This window comes from Methylobacterium sp. BE186 (genome assembly GCF_031457035.1).
GTDB lineage: Bacteria > Pseudomonadota > Alphaproteobacteria > Rhizobiales > Beijerinckiaceae > Methylobacterium > Methylobacterium segetis.
This window is the reverse complement of sequence record NZ_JAVDVV010000002.1, coordinates 126,113-146,489: the sequence shown is the minus strand read 5'-3', so window position 1 is coordinate 146,489 and position 20,377 is coordinate 126,113. Positions and strand designations below refer to the sequence as shown.

Annotated in this window: 18 protein-coding genes, 1 pseudogene and 1 riboswitch; of the genes and pseudogenes, 13 read left to right on the top strand and 6 right to left on the bottom strand. The window is 66.9% G+C overall.

The annotated features are described in order from the left end of the window. Window positions 1-170 precede the first annotated feature (170 nt). Complete coding sequence (locus J2X36_RS02800; RefSeq protein ID WP_310345897.1) at window positions 171-2,066, bottom strand: peroxidase family protein; 1,896 nt, start codon at window positions 2,064-2,066, stop codon at window positions 171-173. A gap of 869 nt (window positions 2,067-2,935) precedes the next feature. Further along, a riboswitch (cobalamin riboswitch) is annotated at window positions 2,936-3,130 on the top strand. Between the two features lie 245 nt (window positions 3,131-3,375). Between J2X36_RS02800 and J2X36_RS02795 the strand changes: the two genes are divergently transcribed. From J2X36_RS02795 to J2X36_RS02785, 3 genes are all read left to right on the top strand, one after another. After that, window positions 3,376-5,400, top strand: coding sequence for a TonB-dependent receptor domain-containing protein (locus J2X36_RS02795; RefSeq protein ID WP_310346548.1), 2,025 nt, complete (start codon window positions 3,376-3,378; stop codon window positions 5,398-5,400). A gap of 364 nt (window positions 5,401-5,764) precedes the next feature. Next, complete coding sequence (locus J2X36_RS02790; protein ID WP_132254887.1) at window positions 5,765-5,965, top strand: hypothetical protein; 201 nt, start codon at window positions 5,765-5,767, stop codon at window positions 5,963-5,965. Between the two features lie 673 nt (window positions 5,966-6,638). Further along, entirely contained in the window at window positions 6,639-7,997 is a 1,359-nt protein-coding gene (locus J2X36_RS02785) for a vanadium-dependent haloperoxidase (RefSeq protein ID WP_310345894.1), read from the top strand. Between the two features lie 52 nt (window positions 7,998-8,049). Here J2X36_RS02785 and J2X36_RS02780 read toward each other — a convergent pair whose 3' ends face one another. Then, complete coding sequence (locus J2X36_RS02780; protein ID WP_310345892.1) at window positions 8,050-8,574, bottom strand: hypothetical protein; 525 nt, start codon at window positions 8,572-8,574, stop codon at window positions 8,050-8,052. Next, window positions 8,571-9,071 carry a hypothetical protein gene (locus tag J2X36_RS02775; RefSeq protein ID WP_245516603.1) on the bottom strand — a complete coding sequence of 167 codons (501 nt, stop codon included), beginning with the start codon at window positions 9,069-9,071 and terminating at the stop codon, window positions 8,571-8,573. The genes J2X36_RS02780 and J2X36_RS02775 overlap by 4 nt, the downstream gene beginning before the upstream one ends. Window positions 9,072-10,253: 1,182 nt before the next feature. Between J2X36_RS02775 and J2X36_RS02770 the strand changes: the two genes are divergently transcribed. The 6 genes from J2X36_RS02770 to J2X36_RS02745 all read left to right on the top strand — a co-directional run bounded on the left by J2X36_RS02770 (window position 10,254) and on the right by J2X36_RS02745 (window position 15,461). Then, a complete protein-coding gene (locus J2X36_RS02770; protein ID WP_132254884.1) occupies window positions 10,254-10,451 on the top strand; it encodes a hypothetical protein in 198 nt (65 codons plus the stop codon). 144 nt (window positions 10,452-10,595) lie between these two features. After that, window positions 10,596-10,757 carry a hypothetical protein gene (locus J2X36_RS02765; RefSeq protein WP_165937880.1) on the top strand — a complete coding sequence of 54 codons (162 nt, stop codon included), beginning with the start codon at window positions 10,596-10,598 and terminating at the stop codon, window positions 10,755-10,757. Between the two features lie 786 nt (window positions 10,758-11,543). Next, window positions 11,544-12,320, top strand: a complete 777-nt coding sequence (locus tag J2X36_RS02760; protein WP_132254883.1) for a Crp/Fnr family transcriptional regulator — start codon at window positions 11,544-11,546, stop codon at window positions 12,318-12,320. A gap of 429 nt (window positions 12,321-12,749) precedes the next feature. Then, window positions 12,750-12,947, top strand: coding sequence for a hypothetical protein (locus J2X36_RS02755; protein ID WP_132254882.1), 198 nt, complete (start codon window positions 12,750-12,752; stop codon window positions 12,945-12,947). Window positions 12,948-13,239: 292 nt separating this feature from the next. After that, window positions 13,240-13,800 carry a MucR family transcriptional regulator gene (locus J2X36_RS02750; protein ID WP_310345888.1) on the top strand — a complete coding sequence of 187 codons (561 nt, stop codon included), beginning with the start codon at window positions 13,240-13,242 and terminating at the stop codon, window positions 13,798-13,800. Window positions 13,801-14,189: 389 nt separating this feature from the next. Beyond that, complete coding sequence (locus J2X36_RS02745) at window positions 14,190-15,461, top strand: nucleotide disphospho-sugar-binding domain-containing protein (protein ID WP_310345886.1); 1,272 nt, start codon at window positions 14,190-14,192, stop codon at window positions 15,459-15,461. Between the two features lie 385 nt (window positions 15,462-15,846). On the opposite strand, the gene J2X36_RS02740 is transcribed toward J2X36_RS02745, so the two are convergent. The 3 genes from J2X36_RS02740 to J2X36_RS02730 form a co-directional block, all read right to left on the bottom strand. Continuing rightward, a complete protein-coding gene (locus tag J2X36_RS02740) occupies window positions 15,847-16,128 on the bottom strand; it encodes a hypothetical protein (RefSeq protein ID WP_310345883.1) in 282 nt (93 codons plus the stop codon). A gap of 37 nt (window positions 16,129-16,165) precedes the next feature. After that, the gene (locus J2X36_RS02735; RefSeq protein WP_310346545.1) at window positions 16,166-16,417 is read right to left on the bottom strand and encodes a PilZ domain-containing protein; all 252 of its coding nucleotides are present in this window, start codon (window positions 16,415-16,417) and stop codon (window positions 16,166-16,168) included. A 357-nt stretch (window positions 16,418-16,774) separates the two neighbouring features. Further along, on the bottom strand, window positions 16,775-17,206 hold the full coding sequence (locus J2X36_RS02730; RefSeq protein ID WP_132254877.1) for a DUF6894 family protein: 432 nt from the start codon (window positions 17,204-17,206) through the stop codon (window positions 16,775-16,777). Between the two features lie 178 nt (window positions 17,207-17,384). Here J2X36_RS02730 and J2X36_RS02725 point away from each other — a divergent pair, with 178 nt between their 5' ends. The 4 genes and pseudogenes from J2X36_RS02725 to J2X36_RS02705 all read left to right on the top strand — a co-directional run bounded on the left by J2X36_RS02725 (window position 17,385) and on the right by J2X36_RS02705 (window position 20,326). Beyond that, a complete protein-coding gene (locus J2X36_RS02725) occupies window positions 17,385-18,143 on the top strand; it encodes a Crp/Fnr family transcriptional regulator (protein ID WP_310345881.1) in 759 nt (252 codons plus the stop codon). A 21-nt stretch (window positions 18,144-18,164) separates the two neighbouring features. Then, window positions 18,165-18,437, top strand: a complete 273-nt coding sequence (locus tag J2X36_RS02720) for a hypothetical protein (protein WP_132254875.1) — start codon at window positions 18,165-18,167, stop codon at window positions 18,435-18,437. A 326-nt stretch (window positions 18,438-18,763) separates the two neighbouring features. Then, a pseudogene (locus J2X36_RS26810) lies at window positions 18,764-19,323 on the top strand (chemotaxis protein CheB). A 145-nt stretch (window positions 19,324-19,468) separates the two neighbouring features. Then, complete coding sequence (locus J2X36_RS02705; RefSeq protein ID WP_310345869.1) at window positions 19,469-20,326, top strand: glucose 1-dehydrogenase; 858 nt, start codon at window positions 19,469-19,471, stop codon at window positions 20,324-20,326. The last annotated feature ends 51 nt before the right edge of the window (window positions 20,327-20,377 follow it).

Genomic DNA, 20,377 nt, shown 5'->3' with positions numbered 1-20,377 from the left:
CCCGGCCCGTTTGGACCGGTGCATTGGACCGGGCCCTGTTGGAACATCGGCTTCATGCCCATCGGCAGGTCGCGCGCCGGTTCCGCCGCTCACGGCTCCACGACTGCCTGATCGGTCTTGCGAGGCTGGACCGGTGCGCGTCTCACGCGGACGCAGCCCACCCTCCAGATTCAAGCGAAGCTGTAATCGTCCGGGCTGAGTTGGGCGGCCGAGATCCCCGCCAGGGCAACCTGAACGCTCCCGTAGATCACGACGGCAAGTCCGTTCTCGTCGACGACCACGGGCTCCCCTGTGAGAGCGTGGCGCCCGTGGTGCCCGTGATCGGAACGCGACGCGCCCGGCCCGCCAAAGGCCTCGGCCCGAACCCCGGCCGCCTCCTCGAAGACCAGATGGTCTCGCCCAGGGCGAAAATCGGTGATCAGGGCACGCGTATCCGCCGCGAAGACGAACCGGTCGCTCCCACCCCCGCCGGTCAATGTCTGATGGCCGGTGCCGGCGACCAGCATGTCGCCCTCCGGCCCTCCCAACAGCTCCGCTTCGCCAGGGGTGCCGATCACGAGTTGCGGCGCATCCGGATGCTCGGAAACGACGTTGCTGCCGTGACGGTCGTAGAAGGTGAAGACGTCGTCCTGGATGGAGCGGGTGTCGGTGTTGCGCGCGATGATGTCCGACAGCGTCGTGTGCTGGATCTCGTTCAGCGTCCGCTGATCGAATTGACCGTTCTGGTACCAGAGGCGATCGCCGTCGCGCAGCCGCTCGAACTGAGAGCCGATGATGGCCGAGAAGGTCGGCCCGATCATCGAGCCCGGCGCGTGACCTTCCGCCAGGCCGCCGGTCCAGAGATCGACGGCATCCACCCGGCCGAACGCCTCGCGCATCGCCGCGACCGTGGCCTGATCGTGCGTGATCTCGGAGAAATCGCGGTACGGCGCGAGGCCCAGATCCTCGCGGGTCTCGTTGAGCGTGCCGAGCCCGAGATCCCGGCCGCGTTGGATGTTGATGCTCGCCAGATCCTGACCGACCGGTGGGTCGATGAGGAAGTTGCGCAGATCCTCGACGATGCGCACATCCATCGTCTGCGAGGCATCGTCGGCGAGGTGACGCAGGAAGCCGTCCGCCCCCGACGCAGCCGCGAAGGCCGCCGGCGTCATCCCGAAAGTGTCCCGAAGTTCGAGCCCCGGCCCGACGAGGTTGCCGTCCTCGTCGATGCGCTCGGTCTCGGCCGAGACGATCGAATGGCCGAACCGGTAGGCCGCGCCCGCGAATTCGACGCTGATCCGCGGATCGATCCCCGGATCGTAGCCCGCATAGGGGCCGATTGCGCCGTGTCCGAGGAGATGGGGCAGAAACTCGTCGTAGGTGATCCGCTGGATCTCCGCGGTCACGATGGCCCGCGCCTGCAGGTAGAGGGCGTCCCCGTCGAGCCCCGGATCGGCCGCATGGAGCCGGTCGACCTGAAAATTGTGCTCGCGCAGGAACAGCGTCTGGAGGGCGGTCAGGGACGGGTTCTCGGTGGCGCGGACATCGCCCGCGACGAAGGCGCCGTCCACGATCGGCAGATTGCCGCCGGCGGAGGTCGCCAGATGCCCGTCGGGCTGCCGCAGGCTCGCGGCATTCGCCGCGTCCGAACCGTAGACCATGGATGCGTCGAGCCAGCCGCTGATCGCGTTGACGGCAGCCGCCGGCTTGCCCGTGCCCGGCCCCGTCGCCGGATCGATCACGGCACGCGTCATCGGGAGGAAGCTGCCGGCCGCGAAGTACGCGTCGCCCGCCGGGATGACGACGGCGATCGGCGTGACGTGATCCGTCAGGCTGAGGTCGAGATCGTGGTCGATGAACTGGCCCCAGGCGTAGAGCATGCCCGACAGCCCCTGGGGGTTCGGGATCGTCGGGTCGCCCTCACCGACGACGAGGTTGCTGATCGTGCGCGGGTTGGGCCCATCGACGAGAGTCGAGATTCCGTCCGCGAAATGCGCCGCGCCGAGCCGCGCGAACGTCGTGCCGGCCGCGTTGAGACCGGGTTGAGACAGGTTGTTGCCCGAACCGTCGACGGAATAAGCTTCCATATCGGAGCATCCTTTCAAGGCGTTTCCGCAAGGAGCCGCGCAGCCGGCCGGGTTCCGGCAATCAAGCCGGAATGGCGGGAGCCCGATGCGCGTCACGAAACAGGGAGGTTCAGGGCGGCGTCATCGTCGCCAGCGGCGATGCCCGTCACGGCGCATCCGCGCGCTGCCGCGGCGCCTCTGCTGTACGGTCATGGAAGGCCCTTCTCGCATGCCCGATGGGCAGGAGCCGCCCGGATGCGAACGGACCCGGAAGGTTGACCACGCAGCGATGAGCGGCGTGGCGGCGTCGAGCAGCAGAGTACGAGATGATTCGCCGAAGGCTCCTCAGCATATGTTAAATCAGGGGAGCTGATTTACGGATCCATGTAAGTATTCGTATTAAAGCGAAGAGATACACGAACCATATTCAGTAGATACTAAGAATTTTCGATCGAAAATTCGTCCATCTACATTCAATTCGACGAATTCATCGCAATGAAATCGGACTCGGCGAAAGGGCAGAAGCTTTCCCGGTGCTTTGAGTAATGATCGCCGAACGCCCGAGCCGATTGCAAGCACGGGCGTGCCTGCATGTCCTGCCGCTCTGCTGTTCGCGAGCGTACGCCAACGATCAGGCCGTACAGAGCGAGCCCGTCCTGCGTTGCGAACGCCGAACCATTGCACCCGTCGGGATGAGCTTGACCGTTCACCTTACGCGCCGGAGCGGATGGACCTGAAGTCCCAAGGGAAGCTTCACGAATCGTGATCCGCAGACCCTGAATTGTGCGAAAGAACGCAGGATCGCCCCAGGCACGAGGTGATCGCCGAGCCGCCCGTCGATGCCTTCGGAATTCCATCGAGGCCGGCGTTGACGGGCGGGCTTGCCAGCGCCTAGCGTGGGTGCTGACGGTTCCCCTCGGGGATCAAAAGGGAACGCGGTGAGGAGCCTGCTCCGAGGCCGCGGCTGCCCCCGCAACTGTCAGCGGCGAGCCCTTCACCACCATGTCACTGGGTCGTGCCCGGGAAGACGGTGCGAGGGCGGCGACCCGTGAGCCAGGAGACCTGCCGTCAGCCGTGGTCACACGCGAAACGCGTCGGGCGGGGTGTCCTGACGGGTGTCGAAGCGCCGTCCATCCCGTGCGGAGATGGCCGCCGAGGCCTCGTTCGCGGTGACGTGCCACTGCCGTCGCCCGAGGTCCGTCCTTTCGTGTCCCCCGTCCGATCGTCATTCACGTCGGGTTGCCTGGCCGCCCTGGCCGGCCCCGCCTCGCTCCTCGCGCCCGCCCTTCTCCACGCGCAGACCGTCGCTTCTGAAGCGACGCTCAGCGAGATCTCCGTCGCGGCCGACGCTCCGACACCTGCCACCTCCGGACCCGTCGCCAGCGCCGGCTACGTCGGCGGCGTGACCGGCATCGGCGGCAGCCTCCGAGCCGTCGATGCCGCCAGCGCCGGCGTGATCACGGGCGCGCAAGTCAACAACCGCCCCGCGACCCGCCCCGGCGAGGTGCTGGAAGCCGTGCCGGGCCTGATCGTCACGCAGCATTCCGGCGAGGGCAAAGCCAACCAGTTCTTCCTGCGCGGCTTCAACCTCGACCACGGCAGCGACATCGCGATCCACGTTGACGGGATGCCGGTGAACATGCGCACGAACGCCCATGCCCAGGGCTATGCCGACATCAACTTCCTGATCCCCGAACTCGTCGGCGCGGTCGAGTTCCACAAGGGGCCGTACTTCGTGCGGGACGGCGACTTCGCCTCCGCCGGATCCGTGCGCATCGACTATCTCGACACGGTCGAGAAGAACCTCGCGCTCACCTCGATCGGCAGCTTCGGCTACAAGCGGGCCCTCACGATCGGCTCCGCCCCGATCGGCGAGGGCCACCTCCTCGTGGCCGGCGAGGCGCAGGTCTACGATGGCCCCTGGGTCGAGCCGGACCGGCTGCGCAAGCTCAACGGCGTGCTTCGCTACAGCCAAGGCACGGCCACGGACGGCTTCGCGGTCACCGGCATGGCCTACTGGGCCAAGTGGAACGCGACCAACCAGATCCCCGAGCGCGCCGTCAGCGAGGGGCTGATCGGCCGCTTCGGCACGCTCGACCCGTCGGATGGCGGCGACACGGGCCGGTTCTCGCTCTCCGGTCGCTGGAGCCGGACGGACGAGACCGGATTCTCCCGGGCGAACGCCTATGTGATCCGCTACGGGATGAATCTCTGGAACAACTTCACCTATGTCCTCAACGATCCGGTCAACGGCGACCAGTTCCGCCAGCGCGACAGCCGCGTCCTCGGGGGCGGCGAGGTCTCGCACATCTTCCAGGGTGCGCTCTTCGGCCTGCCCATGGAGAACGAGATCGGCCTCCAGACCCGCACGGATTCGATCCGGGTCGGTCTCTTCAACACGACGAACCGGCTCACGCGCTCGACGGTGCTCGATGACCGGGTGCTGGAGGCGAGCGCGGCCTTCTACGTCGAGAACCGGGTGCGCTGGACGGACTGGCTGCGCACCAGCGTCGGCTTCCGCGCGGACGGATACTACGCCGACGTGGTCTCCGACACGCCCGCGAATTCGGGCCGGGCGCGGGACGGCATCGTCAACCCGAAGCTCGGCCTCGTGCTCGGCCCCTGGTTCGACACCGAGATCTACGTGAATTCCGGCGGGGGCTTCCACTCGAACGACGTGCGCGGCGTGGTCGCGACCGTCGATCCGGCGAGCCCGCTCTTCAACATCGCGCGTTCGCCGTTCCTGGTGCCATCGACGGGATCGGAGATCGGCATCCGCAATCGCAGCGTCGCGGGGCTGGAGACGTCGCTCGCCCTATTCCAGCTCGACTTCGCCTCCGAGAACCTGTTCCAGGGCGACACCGGCACCACCGAGCCGAGCCGCCCGACGCGGCGCTTCGGCATCGAGTGGACGAACCGCTACGCGCTGACACCCTGGCTGAGGCTGGAAGGCGACCTGACGGTCACGAACGCCCGCTTCTCGGACCGGGATCCGGCCGGCAGTCGCGTGCCCGAGGCGCCGACCACCATCGCCTCGGCGGGCCTCACCTTCGGGGAGGGCCCGGGCTGGTTCGGCAGCCTGCGCATGCGCTATTTCGGCCCGCGCCCCTTGATCGAGGACAACTCGGTCCGCTCCCGTCCGACCGCACTCCTGAATGGCCGGATCGGCTACGCGTTCGAGAACGGCGTGAGCCTCTCGCTCGACGTGCTGAACCTGACGAACGCCAAGGCCGACCAGATCACCTATTTCTACACGTCCCGCCTGCCGGGCGAGGCGGCGGATGGCGTCGCCGACCGGCATTTCCATCCGGTCGAGCCGACGGCCGTCCGGCTGACCCTGGCTGGCCGGTTCTAGGCTCCGGAAGGCTCGGGCGGCAGCTCGCCCCGTGATTCCGGCGATGCGAAACCCCTGACCTTGAGCTGTCTTCGGGAAGGCCGTTCTTCAGCCGACCCCGAAGCCAAGCCGCAACCAAGCCTCCCCATCTTCGTTGAACACTGCACGGGGCTGCCCTTCCGCCAACGGTGCTCTCATGATGCAGACGGATGCTGCCTTTATCGCTCGTCTGAAGGTCCAGCCCCGGCCGCCGAGCCGAGACGAGATCCAGCGGTTGCGTGATCTCGTTCTCCGCGTGAATTGGGATCAGATCTCATGCTGGGCAAAGTATCGGGATCGCCAGCAGATGATTTGACGGTGAACCAGGCCATTCCAGGAGCGTAACATGCAGTTGATCGTGACCGCCCAGAGAGATGGACGGACCGTGTCCTTTCAGCGATGTTCTCCCGGCGGCGCCCTGGAGAAGGCGCTCCAGCTCCAGAATGATGGATTGGCACAGGTCGTGATCACTGACATCACGGGTCGTGACTATGGACCCAGCGACTTCGCGGCCTGTTTCGTCCGGCCGGAGACCGAGGCCATCTGACGTGAACGAGCCTTCCCGGGGATGACGCCCGAGCGCCCGCCGGCGGGCACCTCATGAGCCCGACCAACGCCCCTTGCCGCCGGATCCGGAAACCAGACGCGCGCCACGCGCGCTGACCCAGGACAGACACGGATAAATCCGGCCGCATCAGCGGCGAGCCGGGTGATTCATCCTCGCGAACGATGCCGAGAGGGCAATCCCGCGTTCACTCCTGACATTGCGCCGGGGGACCGGCTCGGTCGCTAGACGCGCGCGTTGGTAGGAGTGCCGGCCGCGCCTTTGAGGAATGCGGAGGCTGCCAGCGCTCTGCCGTCTTCCGCCACCCGCCGACGGGGCGGCACCGGAGATCGGCAGGGGCTCAGCGCCGAGTCCAAACAGCCTCCCCTCGGCCTCGCTCCGCGCCTTCGTCTGTTACGCTCGGGTGCAGGCGCCCCTCCTGCTCGGCGACCCGGGCTGCGGAAGGGCGGATGCTGTACGAAACCCGCAGGTTCCGTACAGCAGGGGCTGTTTCCAGACCATCCCTCGCTCACGTCAACGTTTGTTAGTTCGGCTGACAATAACTCATGTTAGCCTAAAAACTAATAAACTGATCTTTCCAACTTTGTTTTGCCAATAGTCTTCGAGGCCGCTCTGCGCTGCCGTTGCGTGCTCTCACCGCGAAAAGGAGGGAGGGATGGATCAGGTTCATTGGACTCGTGACAGCGGGTCTTTCCCGCCGCCCGTTCTTCAACCCATCATCGATAATGTGATCGAGTGGTATGAGGAACAACCGCATACGCCTCCGGTGAATAGTGTCGATCCCAATCCTCATTTCGATAACGTCGTTCTCGACTGGAATCAGGTCGCTCTCGATGCGATCCGATATTACTCGATCACCGACCCGCCGGAAGATGCGGGCTACGTCTCCCGCGCCCTGGCGATGCAGAGCATCGCCATGTTCGATACGCTCCGGGCGATCGAGGATCAGCCCGGCTTTCTCGTCACCCGGGAGGCGCCGAACGGCATCGACGCCGACGCCGCCGTGACCGCGGCCGCGCACAGGATCCTGGTCGAGCTATTTCCGCGATACGAGAAGGCGCTCGACCGGGCCTACGAAGCGCATCTCGACCAGATCAAGGATGGACGGGCGGAGGATCAGGGCGTCGCGTTCGGCAACCGAATCGCGGAGGCGGTGATCGAGTCCCGCTCGGATGACGGCTCGGACCCTTATGGCTATCTCGAACGGGTGGCGGGAGACGATCCGGGCGCGTATCGCCCGACCCCCCCGGATTTCACCGAGGCCATCCAGCCCCATTGGGGGCAGGTGCGGCCGTTCGTTCTGGAGAGCGGAGACCAGTTCCGGCCGCCGCCGCCCCCGGCCCTGACCAGTCGGCAATACACGGACGATCTCAAGGAGGTGAAGGCGTTCGGAGACTTGTACTCGGACGTGCGATCACCCGCGCAAACCCTGAGTGCGCTCTGGTGGTCGAATGACGAAGACACCTACACGCGGGTCGGCCAGTGGAGCGACATCGCGGATCGCATCCTCGACGCGCAGGATCGCTCGCCCCTGGAGAGCGCCTACCTGCTGACCGAGTTGAATGTCGGCCTCGCCGATTCGATCATCGCCTGCTGGGACGCGAAGTTCACCTACGATTTCTGGAGGCCGGTCACGGCGATCCGCGAGGCCGGGCGGGACGGCAACTGGGCCACCCGACCGGATCCGGACTGGCTGCCGCTGCTGGTCACCACGCCGGACCATCCCGAATACACATCCGGTCATTCGATCCTGGGCTCCACGGCGAACCAGGTGCTGACCGATTTCTTCGGGGCGATACCGTTTACCGGCACCACCGAGACGCTGCCGGGCGTGTACCTGACCTTCCCGGACTTCGAGGCGGCGGCCGTGGATGAGGCGGCGAGCCGCATCTACGCGGGCGTCCATTACCGCGTTTCGACCGAGCGTGGCCTGTTCATGGGCGAGCAGGTCGGCGGCGTCATTGTGGACGCGTTCAACAGATTTGAGCCGAACAGCGACGGGCATCTGGTCTGAGCCGCCACCCCGATGCGGCGCTCGCGAGCACCGCGTCTCGGAGCCTCTCCCGTCACTCGAACGTGAGGCTGTCGAACTCGCTTCTGAGGCAGCTATACAGCCGCCCCAACCAGAGCCTCGCTTCCGCTTCCTTGGCTCTGGCCGCTTCCATCTGCTCCTCGGCGCTGCGAGCACGCTCGTGCGCCAGACGCGCGGCCTTCTCCGCCCTGGCCGCACGCCGCATGGCGCTCTGCGCTGCCGCCTCCGCAACGCGGGCACGTTCTTCCGCAGCTTCGGCATCCGTGATGCTGCGCTGGATCAGAACCTGCGACTGCTTGGTGAGATCGTGCGCGAGGTCGCGCGCGCGCCGAACCCGCGCACCCACATCGCGGACGAGCTGGATCGCCCCCGGCCAGTCGGCCTCATCCGAGTTGCGCGAGCCGCTTCCCGGAGCGTCTTGCTCCGCAAAGAGGGGAACCACCTTCTGCTGCTGCGTTGCCGCAGAAGTCTCGGCCAATGACGGGCCGGCCGCGGATCTGCCCGCCTCTCCCGGAGCGGGATTGTCGAAGAGCAGGGGATCGACGGTCTGCGCAATCATGCGGAGCGCTTCTCGGGCTGAGCGAACGCGAACTCGCTGGCGATCGTGTCGTAGATGCGCGCCAGCCACTCCTCCGCAAGGCGAGCCCGCTCCTCGGCGGCCTTGACACGCTCGTCAGCCGCCTTCAGCAGCGCATCGGCCCGCATTTGGATATCCCGTGCGTGCGCCTCTGCTGCCTTCACCCGCTCGTTCGCGCTCGCCATGTCCTCGCGCACCCGCTCCAGCAGGTCCTGCACGCGCAGTTCCTGCTCCTGCGCCTGCGTTTCCACCTCCCGCACACGGGAGGCTGCCGTACGGACCCGCTCGATGAGTTGGGTCCAGTCTTCAGGTGATGACCGGCGGGTCGGCGGCGCGGAGTTCGACGGATCTCCAGAGGAATTCATCAGCCGCAGGACGCTGGTGAGCCGCTCTTCTCCGGGCGCAGGCTTCTCAATTGGTTTCGGCTCCACTCTTCGATCGACAATGCCGTCCCAGGAGAACGCCTTGAGCTGATCCACGAGCGCAACTTCCCTCACGGCTCTGGCGGGAACGAGTTTCCCACGCATGTTTTTCAGCCGTTAATAGTGTTTCAACTAAGGGTTGGATTGCGTCAAATCGTAAATCTGAAGATGCCGCGCGCTACGATATGCGGCGGCTGAGGTGTTGCGCGCCTGACACAATCGAAAGCGTGGCAGTCTGCGGGAAATGGGACCTGGGCTGTCTTACGCAATGGAACACCTGTGCGAACCCGTCGCTTCACCGACCGAGAGCCATCACTCTGTTGTATTCAGGGTACAGAGCGCCGGCGAGGGCGATCGGCTCACGCATTGATGTTGGAGGCGCTCGTCTGATGCCGTAGCTCTGCAGGGCCTCCACCAGAACCCGTAATGCCCCCAGCCCCCGCCTCGAACCCGACTGTTCTTGAGTTGCTGGACCGAGGCATTCTTCAGCCTGAGGCTGTGGCAAACTTGGCCCACAACTATCTGGCCGCTCCCGGACTCCGGACGCATACTCTCCAGCTGGGTCTTGTGCTGGATGTCGCGGCGGCCGTCCAAGCCTACCCGCTGGCTGCAGCCATATTGGCAAGTTCACTCGTCTCGCCCGAAGTAAAGAGGTCGACGGTTGGCACTGCCATCCTGCTGGCTCGGCCGATGCGGATATAGGACGCCAATAAGTCGGGCGGCTGCGCCGCGATGATCGACCGCCATTTGCGGCCGGCTCCGCACCCGGGAAAGGCGGCGCGTGGATGATCTGGGTTTCTCCGGCGCGCGGGGCGCTCGCAAGTGTGTCGTTCGCAGACGCCGGTCCACGAGGACCCACGCCGTTTCGGGACCACACCCCGACGCAGCGCGAGGTCGGCCACCGAGGCTCGGTGCAGCGGCAGGCCGCGTCGGGCGAGGCGAAGCGGCCATGCCTCATGACGGGCGCCTGAACGTTTATTCAGTCTTATTCGCGCATAATTACACCATTCGACTTATATCTCACCATTCAGCGCGCGTTTAGTTTCAGCGGAATAGAGTGAGCGTCAACGGAGAGCGTGAAATGCCGAAGGACATTGGCCCTGATCGTCCGATCTGGCCTCCGGTGCCGGAGCCTGCAGACCCGCTGCCCGCCCCGAAAGCCGTGATGTGAATCCGCGCACAGCCTCGAGCACCGCATTGCGCTTTCATCATCGTCATTCACCGTGGAGGGTGACCATCATGTCGGACGCTCACCAGCAACTCGTCGAAGCGCTCCGGACCATCATCTCCGAGGGGGCCGATCCTTGGACGCTCGTCGACCACATCATCGAGGACGTCGAGCGCGAAAAGCCAGCGCCGTCCGGCCTGTCTCGGGAAGAGGTTCCCGGCCCCTACGCGCCGAACGCTTGGTCGATGTACACGGGATCGTCCCACTGATCGGCCGATGACGGCCGCGTCAGTCTCTGGCACTTGGCCCGCGATCGGTTGCGGGCGACCTGGGTCCCCTCACTGCGCCTGTGACGTTCGTCACGGAAGCTGCCCCGCATTCGCCGCATGAGCCTCCTAACGACGGAGACACTCATGCGACGTCCAACGCAATCCCGACCGCAGCGCGCGACCGTCATCCTCGCTGCCGTGGCCATCTCATTGGCGGCAGCGCTCGCGATCGTCTCGCACGCGAAGGCGCGCAACGATGCCGGCACGACGTTCCTGGATTGGAATACCATCCGAACCGTGGTGTGAGGCGCCGATCCTGAGGCCCTGCCACACTTCGTTTCGCTAGGACCGTCCGATTTTGTGAGCGTTCCGCCTCCTCTCGGTGCGGGCGACATCGAACGCGGTGGCCAGCCGCTCTGAGCCAGGCGCGATTTCATGCTGCGGCCGCGCCGGTGGGTGGGTGAGCGCTCCCTCGCGCCCCCGGTTCCGCCGACTGGTCGGGCACGGCGGGCCCCATGCCGAGCACCGTGCCGGACCTGCACCTCGTCGCCGTCATGATCGGACAGGCCGCCCAACGCGCCACAGGTTCACAACAGCCTCGAAAGCGCCCCACCGGATAGCTCCCGTGAAGGGCGTCTCGGATTGCGGACGAGCGCGGGCCCCCGTTCGGCTAATCGACCTCACCCGGATTTCGTGACGCGAGGCGAGAGCTTCCGCAGGATCCGACGCACATGCGCGCGGATGGCCGCGCTCCGGTCCCCCTCGGATGGAGACCTAGCGCTCAGGAGGGGCTCGGCATCGTGCAGCAAAATCTGCTGTGGTCCGATGTCCGCCAGCGACATTGCGTACCTCCGATGCGCATCAGCGCGTCAAGTCTCGTCGCCGCCAGACTACGATCGTGCGAAACCGTGCAAAAACATCATTTCCTGATTTTATGCGGAAAGAGACGGCTCATCGCGCCTGAGTTGCGATCGCACCTACGGAATTAGACCGGCCGCACAAGCGTTTGTCTCTGATACGTCCCGTATCGGCCACTCCGAGCTTAACATAGTTAGTTTCAGAGGCCGCTTGACTGGCGCCCTTGCCCCGAAAATGACCAACCTTTTCATCAAGAAGCTCGAGTTGCGCGCCCAGCTTTCCGACCGCGATCGCCGAGCCCTTGAGCAAGCGACGGCGAAGGTCGTGCAGGTCGATGCCCATCGCGACCTGATCTCTCAAGGGGACGCACCCGAGCACGCATTCATCGTTCTCGATGGTTTCGCCTGCCGCTACAAGCTGTTGCCGGACGGTGGACGCTCGATCGTCGCCTATCTGATCCCCGGCGACGGCTGCGATCTGCATGCCTCCATCCTGAACCAGATGGTCCACTCGATCGGCACCCTGACTCCGTGCCGCGTGGCAGCAATCCCGTATCGGACCATCAAGGCGTTGGCCGCCTATCATCCGAATATCTACCAAGCGCTCTGGTGGTCGGTGCTCGTGGACGAAGCGATCCTGCAGGAATGGCTTGTCGGCGTCGGAAGGCGTTCCGCGGACAAGCAGGTGGCGCACTTCCTCTGTGAGATGATGGTGCGCCTCGAAGTTGTCGGCATCATCCAGGGCAACAGCTACAATCTGCCCATCACGCAATCGGAACTGGCCGATACGGCCGGGATTTCGCATGTCCATGTCAACCGGGTGCTGCAGAATCTGCGACATGCAGGCCTGATCGACCAGAAATGGCGAAAACTTCACATCCCCGATATCCGCGCTCTCAAGGATTTTGCGGGTTTCGCGCCGGATTACCTGCACCTACGCCCGAATATCAGCCGGGAAGGGTTCATCGAGCCCCTGACGGATATAGCGAAGGCGCAATTGGGCGAGCCGTGAGGCTGCGCGGCCGCCTGCAGAGCACCGGATGCGCGGATGGCCCCGCCATCCCATCGACATCGACATCGAGGACGTGCGCCATGGGTGGGCGGGCATGGTGAGAGGCGGGCCGAGTCCTCGTTCCGGTCCGGCTGCGACCCCGCTGTCGCCTCGGCAGTCGACACCTGTCGCCTTGGCGGCAGAGGGTAAATCGGAGCACGAGAAGGCCCCCTGGCCGGGGCGAGGTTCGGGGCGCCTGCACCTCCGCACACAGTGACCTGCCGCGAGGAAGCATTGACCGCTCGAGGGCGCAATGCTCAGCGCCAGAGTGAACGTCGTCGGCATCGGAATCATTGTAGTTATTATCGTTCCAGTCTATAGTTTAAATATCTGCGCCCAACCTCGGTACTGTGCTTGTCTTCGGTAAAGGCGGCGCTAGATCGCCGTCCGATGGACAAGATCAAGCCGACGTATCTCTACAGACTTCGGTTGCTGGAAGCGGGGGCACGCTTCTATGCACCGCAGAATACGAACCGCTATCTCGAGAAGCGGGGGCTGATCCGCCGGACCGGTCGCCTTCACCATGACGGGCGATCGTTCGAGTACGAGATCACGGATTCCGGCCGTGACGCGCTTCTCCAAGGCTGAGGGAGGGCGCCGGAAGCGGGCGTTCCTCAGTGGGGGCGTGCGGGAAGAGGCATCGCCGCCGGATTCCCCTTTTCCTCACGGGATGTCCCGGATTCGCACCGGCACCTCACAGCGGCGAGCAAGCAGGAGGGTCGCAAGTGTCAGAACGGCCTCAAGGCTCGGGCACGATCTGGAGCAGCCGATTCATCGACAAGGACGAGCGACAAGAAAAACTCCACGAACTGTCTACAAATGCACTTGTATTTTCCTCTGGCTGATTTGAGTGTCCAAGTTTCCAGCGGGGGAGGAAGCCGTGGAAGAGAGTACCTCGACAGCGGAGACGAACCACATTCAGCTCCTCGGCGCTCTCGTATCCGCTTACGTGTCGAACAACTCGATTCGAGCCGCGGACCTGCCCGAGTTGATTGTCACGCTACACCGGACGCTCAGCAGCCTGGGCCGATCCCCGGGCGCGGCCGAGGAGCAGGCCGGACGGTCGACCCCCGCTCAGATCCGCAAGTCGATCACACGGGACGCGCTGATCAGCTTCATCGACCAAAAGCCCTACAAGTCGCTGAAACGGCACCTCACGAAGCACGGGCTCGATCCGGAGGGCTACCGTGAGCGCTACGGCTTGCCCGCGGACTACCCGATGGTGGCGGCCTCCTATTCGGAGAAGCGCTCCGTCCTGGCCAAGGCGACGGGCCTCGGCCGGCATGCTCACTTGCCCGATCCAGCGCCGACACCCGTTGCATCCGGCAGCCCGAAGGGCCGCGCAGGCTCTCGCAGCAAGACCGATGTCGCCAGAGCGGCCGAGTCAATGCCGCTGCCGGGCAATGCGACGGCCGGCGGTCGCGGCCCGAGACACGCCTGAGCCCGCCACGACGTGAGGGGATCGCCGGGCGGGCTCAGATGAGGGCAACCTGCGAAGGTCCCTCATTGGTATGATGGCATACCAAGCACCAGAAGCAAGAAGCCCCGCGCGCCGTGAGCTGCGGGGCCAAGCGGACGTTCCATGGTGCGATGGCCCCCGCCGGCGCCGATCGGGGTGACCGAGAGCCGACGATGCCGTGTCGGGCCTGAGACCGGACTCAGAGAGTCTCGACCTCGCGACAGCCAACAACCTTAGCAAAAGTGAAGTGCGAGATGCACGAAAGCGCTCGTGCCAAGGCATTTTGCGAGGCTTTCGCCGCTCAAGCTTGCACAATCAACTCGTCGATGCGCTATGCACCAGACGAATTTATCGGATGCTAGAGCCTCGCCATGCAGGTTCTCCTTGTCGCAATTGGCAGTCATGGCGACGTCCTGCCGTTCATCGCGCTGGGAACCGAACTGAAGCGCCGGGGCCACGCCGTCTTGCTGGCTGCACCGGCACCGTTCGCGGACATGGCGGATCGGGCGCAGCTCGCCTTCCACGGTCTCGGAACGCAGGCCGAGTACGATGGCTTCGTCGCTGAACCGAACCTCTGGCATCCCCGCCGCGGCGTCAGGGTCACGTTCGGCTTCGTCTCCGCACTGACGGAGCCCGTCTACCGCTGGATTGCCGCGAAGTGGCGGCCCGGCGAAGGGATCGTGGCCGCGTCGACGCTGAGCCTGGGTGCGCGAGTCGCTCAGGACAAGCTCGGGCTTCCCCTCGTCACCGTCCACGTCATGCCGGTGCTGGTGGAAAGCCGCCATGCCCCACCCATCCTGCCCGGCCTTCCCTTGCCTTCCTTTCTGTCCGCCCGGTTGCGGCACTGGATCGGCCGCGGCGCCGACACCTACGTGATCGGTCCTGCCGCCCTGCCGGGTCTCAACGCCTTCCGCGCGAAACTGGAGCTGCCGCCGGTGCGCCGTCTGCGCCATTGGTGGAACAGCCCCCTTCGGGTGCTCCTCGGCTTCCCGGAATGGTATGCCGAGCCGCAGCCCGATTGGCCTCGGCAGGCCGTGCAGGTCGGCTTTCCGCTCGCCGATCGCTGCGGCGACGTGGATGAGCTCACCCCGACGCTCGCCGCGTTCCTGAAGGCGGGCGATCCACCGGTCGCGTTCACCTACGGCTCGGCCATGCGGCAGGGACAGTCCTTCTTTGACGCGGCCGTCCGGATCTGCCGACGGATGGGCCGACGCGGCATCCTGCTGACCCCACAGGACGGGCAGGTCCCGGCGGACCTGCCGCCCCAGATCCTGCACGCCGCCTACGCTCCACTCAGCCAGTTGCTGCCGCACTGTGTCGCCCTCGTCCATCACGGCGGGATCGGCACGGTGGCGCAGGCGCTCGCGGCCGGGATTCCGCAATTGGTGGTCCCGGTGGCCTTCGACCATTTCGACGAAGGTCAGCGCCTCCGGCGCCTCGGCGTCGGCTCGGTCCTGAGCAGGCACCGCTTCACCCCGTCGCGCGCCGTCGAGAAGATCGAACGGCTGTTGGGCAATCCCGACGTGACGCGCGCTTGCGCGATGGCGCGGGCGCGCATGCGGGCCGAGAACGGGGTGCGCACCGCTTGCGACGCCATCGAGGACTTGCGGGCCGTCGCAACGCGCTCGAGCGGGGCGGCCTAGATCCGTCTGGCGTTCGCGACCCTGCGTGCCGCGGCACGCCGAGCCCGGCTCGGGTCCACAGATCGGTGCGCCGGGAGCGGAACGTGCCGGCGTTCGGTCAGGCGGAGAGCCAGATGATCATCATGGCGACGATGATGAGCGACGCGAGCACGAGCCCGCCGATCAGCATTCCGCGGACGTGCCGGTCCGAGCGAAGGTCCTTCATCGCGTCTCCGCCCGCGCCGGCAGGATCGCCCGGCGCATCCTCTGCCGCTTCAACGGATCGGTGACCGTCGGATGCGGACGGGCGACGTGCGCCCGCTCGTGCGCTCGCACCGGCTCGGCGAGATCCAGTCGGCTCCCCTCTCCGGACGTGGGCTGTGCCATCCCGGAATCGGCTCTGCCTTCACGGCTGCGCCTCGCTCAACCCGCCGATGCTCGCGCGCAGCGCCGTCACGGCCTCGTCGGCGCCCTGCAGGAAGCCCTCGGCATAGCGTTCGGCAGCCTCGCTCGTTGCGCGCTGGCCGAGCGCCTCCACCGATCGGGCCAAGGTCTGCACGAGGGTCTCGGAGAATGCCACGTCGCTTCGTCCGGCGAGCAGCATCTCGGTCATGCCTCGCGCCTCGATGTCGGCCACGCAGGCATGGCCGTCGGCAATGCCGCGCTCGCGGTACTCCTCATGCGTCATCGCCGCTCTGCGCTCCCGCCATGCTCGCATCGAGCCGCTAAACGAACGCGACACCGACCTCTGATCCGCGCCGCCAGACGACGGTCACGACCCGCGCCTTGCGTACTCCGAACGCGAGTTGGAAGCGATCCGGCAGCAACCCGATCGCGCCGAAGGCCAATTTCGCTCCGGTCTCCGACTGGTCGACGACAGTGCAGGCAACCTGCCGGCCGTTCGCGAACGTGACCGTCCCGGCCACGTTGGCTGTCGTGCGGACGGAACGACGTCTCTCTTGGCCAGTGAACGACATCCGGTTTGCTCTCAGATCGGTATGACCGGGCCATTGGTACAGGGCCGCACGTTGAGGATCGGTTTGCACGTGCAGGTCTCCACCCCGCGGCGACCTTGCGCTCGCGGCCCCGCGGATCGGCCATCGGCGGAAAATCGTCGGTCGCGCAGACCGAGACGATGTCGGCTGCGCGTTCACGGGATTCGGGGCGCAGCCCCTGCGTGCAGCGATCGCGGATGCGGTCGCGGATGCGGTCGGCGTGCGCCTGCGCGAACTGCCCCTGCGCCGGGACGCGCTGAAGGAGGGCGCGATCTGAGGGCGCCGAGCGCGATGCGGGCGGCGGATCGCCCGTGATCGCGTCCGGCGGCGCCCTCTCCCTCACGCCCGCCGCGGGCCGTGGCTGCCGATGTCGAGGGCGCGCAGGCGGGCCAGGAGGGCGTGGGTCTCGGACAGGGTGGCGTACAGGGCGTCCCGTTCCTGGCACACCGAGACGATGAGGCGCCGCGTCCGAGCCACTTCGGTGTTGGCCTTCCGGACCGAGAGGGGCGGGGGCCGGCGCGCGGGGCCGCCGAGGCCGAGGACCTCCGCGAACGGGACCTCCATCAGGAAGCGCCCGCGCGTATCCGCGATCTCGAAGGCGTGGCGCAGGAGGGCGGCCCGGCTCGTCCCGCCCCGCAGCAGGTCGGCGGCGATCGTCTCGATCCCCCGCCAGACGTCGAGATAGGCCTCCTCCAGAGTGTCGAACGGCACGCCCTCCGCGTCCCATTCCAGACCCTCGGGCGTCCGCAGATGGAAGTGGTAGCAGGGCATGCGGCGACCTCGGCTTGCCACCGCCGACGAGGCGGTCGATCGCGTTCGGACCGGCGGCGACACCCCGCGCCCGGCGGCACGAACATCCGCCACGGCTCCGCCGGCCCGCATTCACACAAGTGAAGTTCCCGGAGCTTCGGGCCGCCTAGTCTGGCCTCGGCGCGTCAGGGAGGCAGGCATGCCGCAGCACCTCATCCGCAAGCTGGAGCGGTTCACGCGCCTGTCCTACGAGGACAAGGGGGCGCTCAACGAGGCCGCGAGCCGCAAGGTTCGGCACTTCGCGGCCCACCAGGACATCGTCCGCGAAGGCGACCGGCCAGAGCACGTCAACCTGATCCTTGACGGCTGGGCCTGCCGCTACAAGACGCTGGAGGACGGGCGCCGGCAGATCATCTCGTTCTTCCTGCCCGGCGATCTCTGCGACCCGCACATCTTCGTCCTGCGCGAGATGGACCACTCGATCGGGACCATCACCCAGGTCCGCCTCGCAGAGATCTCCCGGGACTCCATCCTCAACCTCACCGAGCGGCATCCCCGGATCACCCGGGCGCTCTGGTGGGAGATGCTGGTCACGGCTGCCGTGCAGCGGGAATGGACGGTCAACATCGGCCAGCGCGCCGGGCTTGAGCGGGTCGGGCACCTCTTGTGCGAGCTGTTCATCCGCCTGCGCTCGGTCGGGCTGACCGAGGGGGACAGTTGCCTCCTGCCGATCACCCAGGTCGATCTCGGCGAGGCGACGGGCCTGACGAACGTGCACGTCAACCGCGTGCTGCAGGAATTGCGCGGCAACGGGCTCATCGTCCTCAAGGGCCGGCAGCTGACGATTCCCGATCTCGAGGCGCTGCAGCGCGTGTCCCTGTTCAGCGCGAACTACCTGCATCTCGACCACGAGGGCCGCCACCTCGACGCCAACGGGTCCGTGCAGCCGCCGACCTGACGACCCGAGGGAGGGCGAGCCATGCCCGAGCCGCAGCCCGATCCGAACCGCGAGCGCCGCCGCCTCGCCTGGCTGCAGCGAGAGCACGAGCACCTCGTCCAGGCTACGCGCCATCTGGCCGACTGGACCCGGCGGGTCGCCGACCAGCGGATCGTCGTCGAGGACATGCGGGCGAGGGGCTACGATACCGGGCTCGCCGAGGCCCTCCTGGAGACGATGCAGCGCACGCTGGCGGAGGGCCGCCGGCACCGGCAGATCATTCTGGACGCGCTGGCGAGAACCTCGCGGCCCTGAGGGACGCCCTGCGCGAGCCTCCCTCCCGCGCGAGCCTCCCTCCCGCGCGAGCCTCCCTCCCGCGCGAGGATCCCTCGCGCCCGGCCCGTTCACGCAGGTTATGGCGGGACGCCGCGCTCCGGTGCACGATCGTGGGATCGCTGGCCGCGATCCGAGGCGCCGGCGACTGAGAGACCTGCGCGCTCCCGCCTGGATCCAGCGGAGAGCCCCATGCATCGCGCCGCCTTCGACGCTGTCGCCCGCGGGAGGATCGCGGCGGGCGCGACCGGCGATGGCCGGACCTCTCCTGCGCGCGCCCAGAGCCCGGCCGTTCGCGCGGCCGCGCCGTGACCCCGATCGTCACGATCGCCGCCTCCGCCGGCGGGCTCGCCCCGCTCCTGCGCATCATCGGGGCCCTGCCTGCCGGCTGCCGCGCCTCCATCTTCGTCGTCCAGCACATCGGCGCCCACCCCAGCATCCTCCCCGAGATCCTGAGCCGTTCGGGCCGGCTGGCCGCCGCCTTCGGGCGGGACGGGGAGGAACCGGAGCCCGGGCGCGTCTACGTCGCCCCCCGGACCATCACATGCGCCTGGAGCGCGGCCGCGTCCGGCTCGACCAGGGGCCGAAGGTGAAGCATTGCCGCCCGGCGGCCGACCCCCTGTTCACCTCGGCGGCCGAAGCCTACGGCGAGCGGGTCGTCGGAATCGTCTTGAGCGGATGGGACAGCGACGGGTCCGAGGGATTGCGCGCCATCAAGGCGCATGGCGGCACAACCTTCGTGGAGCATCCCGACGAGGCCAAGGTCCCCGGAATGCCCCTCTCCGCCATCGCCGCCGACCATCCGGACGCCTGCCTCGGCGTCGATGCGCTGGCCGAGCGCGTCGCCACCCTCTGCGCGGATCCGTGACCCTCTGCGCGGAGCCGTGCGCGGGCGCGTGAGAGCGCGAAGCCCGGCGAAAGGGGCGGCGGGCGATCCCGTCCCGGTCGGCGCTGATCTTTCGCCCGCCTGCGCGGTTTCCCGGACGGTGACCCCCACCGATCAGGAGATGCCCGTGGATCAGTTCCCGAAGCCCCCCTATCCGGAACAGCAGCAGGCGATGCCGGGCTCGACCGCCGCCATGAACCCGCGGCCGGACCACGGCGAGACGAGCTACCGCGGCTCGGGACGGCTCGAGGGCAAGGCGGCGATCATCACCGGCGGCGACAGCGGGATCGGTCGCGCGGTCGCGCTCGCCTTCGCGCGGGAAGGCGCCGACGTCCTGATCTCCTACCTCGACGAGGAGGAGGACGCGCAGGAGACGCGCCGCCTGATCGAGGAGGCGGGCCGCAAGGCGGTGCTGGTGCCGGGCGACATCAAGGCCGCCGCCCATTGCCGGGCGATCGTCGCGAAGGCGGTTGAGGCGTTCGGGCGTCTCGACATCCTCGTGAACAACGCCGCCCACCAAGCGACCTTCAGCGATCCGGAGGAGATCAGCGACGAGGAATGGGAGGTGACCTTCGCCACCAACATCCACGCGATGTTCTACCTCACCAAGGCGGCGCTGCCGCACCTCAAGCCGGGCGCGGCGATCATCAACACGACCTCCATCAACGCCGATTCCCCGAGCCCGCAGCTCCTCGCCTACGCCACCACCAAAGGCGCGATCCACAATTACACGGCGGGGCTCGCCCAGATGGTGGCCGGGCAGGGCATCCGGGTGAATTGCGTCGCGCCGGGGCCGGTCTGGACGCCGCTGATCCCCTCGACCATGCCCCCCGAGAAGGTGAAGAGCTTCGGCGGCAACACCCCGCTCGGCCGCGCCGCCCAGCCGCGGGAACTGGCTCCTGCCTACGTGATGCTCGCCTCCGACGAGTCGAGCTACGTCACCGGCGCGACGATCCCGGTGACCGGCGGGCGGCCCTTCCTGTGAGGCGAGGCGGGCCCGTTCGGGCCGAGGATTTCTGATCTGTGATTGAACTGC

Bases quoted from the DNA above. Each gene is read 5' to 3' on its own strand.
- J2X36_RS02800 (WP_310345897.1), bottom strand. From the start codon at position 2,066: ATGGAAGCTTATTCCGTCGACGGTTCGGGCAACAACCTGTCTCAACCC.
- J2X36_RS02790 (WP_132254887.1), top strand. From the start codon at position 5,765: ATGCAGTTGATCGTGACCGCCCAGAGAGATGGACGGACCGTGTCCTTT.
- J2X36_RS02785 (WP_310345894.1), top strand. From the start codon at position 6,639: ATGGATCAGGTTCATTGGACTCGTGACAGCGGGTCTTTCCCGCCGCCC.
- J2X36_RS02780 (WP_310345892.1), bottom strand. From the start codon at position 8,574: ATGATTGCGCAGACCGTCGATCCCCTGCTCTTCGACAATCCCGCTCCG.
- J2X36_RS02770 (WP_132254884.1), top strand. From the start codon at position 10,254: ATGTCGGACGCTCACCAGCAACTCGTCGAAGCGCTCCGGACCATCATC.
- J2X36_RS02765 (WP_165937880.1), top strand. From the start codon at position 10,596: ATGCGACGTCCAACGCAATCCCGACCGCAGCGCGCGACCGTCATCCTC.
- J2X36_RS02760 (WP_132254883.1), top strand. From the start codon at position 11,544: ATGACCAACCTTTTCATCAAGAAGCTCGAGTTGCGCGCCCAGCTTTCC.
- J2X36_RS02755 (WP_132254882.1), top strand. From the start codon at position 12,750: ATGGACAAGATCAAGCCGACGTATCTCTACAGACTTCGGTTGCTGGAA.
- J2X36_RS02745 (WP_310345886.1), top strand. From the start codon at position 14,190: ATGCAGGTTCTCCTTGTCGCAATTGGCAGTCATGGCGACGTCCTGCCG.
- J2X36_RS02740 (WP_310345883.1), bottom strand. From the start codon at position 16,128: ATGACGCATGAGGAGTACCGCGAGCGCGGCATTGCCGACGGCCATGCC.
- J2X36_RS02735 (WP_310346545.1), bottom strand. From the start codon at position 16,417: ATGTCGTTCACTGGCCAAGAGAGACGTCGTTCCGTCCGCACGACAGCC.
- J2X36_RS02730 (WP_132254877.1), bottom strand. From the start codon at position 17,206: ATGCCCTGCTACCACTTCCATCTGCGGACGCCCGAGGGTCTGGAATGG.
- J2X36_RS02725 (WP_310345881.1), top strand. From the start codon at position 17,385: ATGCCGCAGCACCTCATCCGCAAGCTGGAGCGGTTCACGCGCCTGTCC.
- J2X36_RS02720 (WP_132254875.1), top strand. From the start codon at position 18,165: ATGCCCGAGCCGCAGCCCGATCCGAACCGCGAGCGCCGCCGCCTCGCC.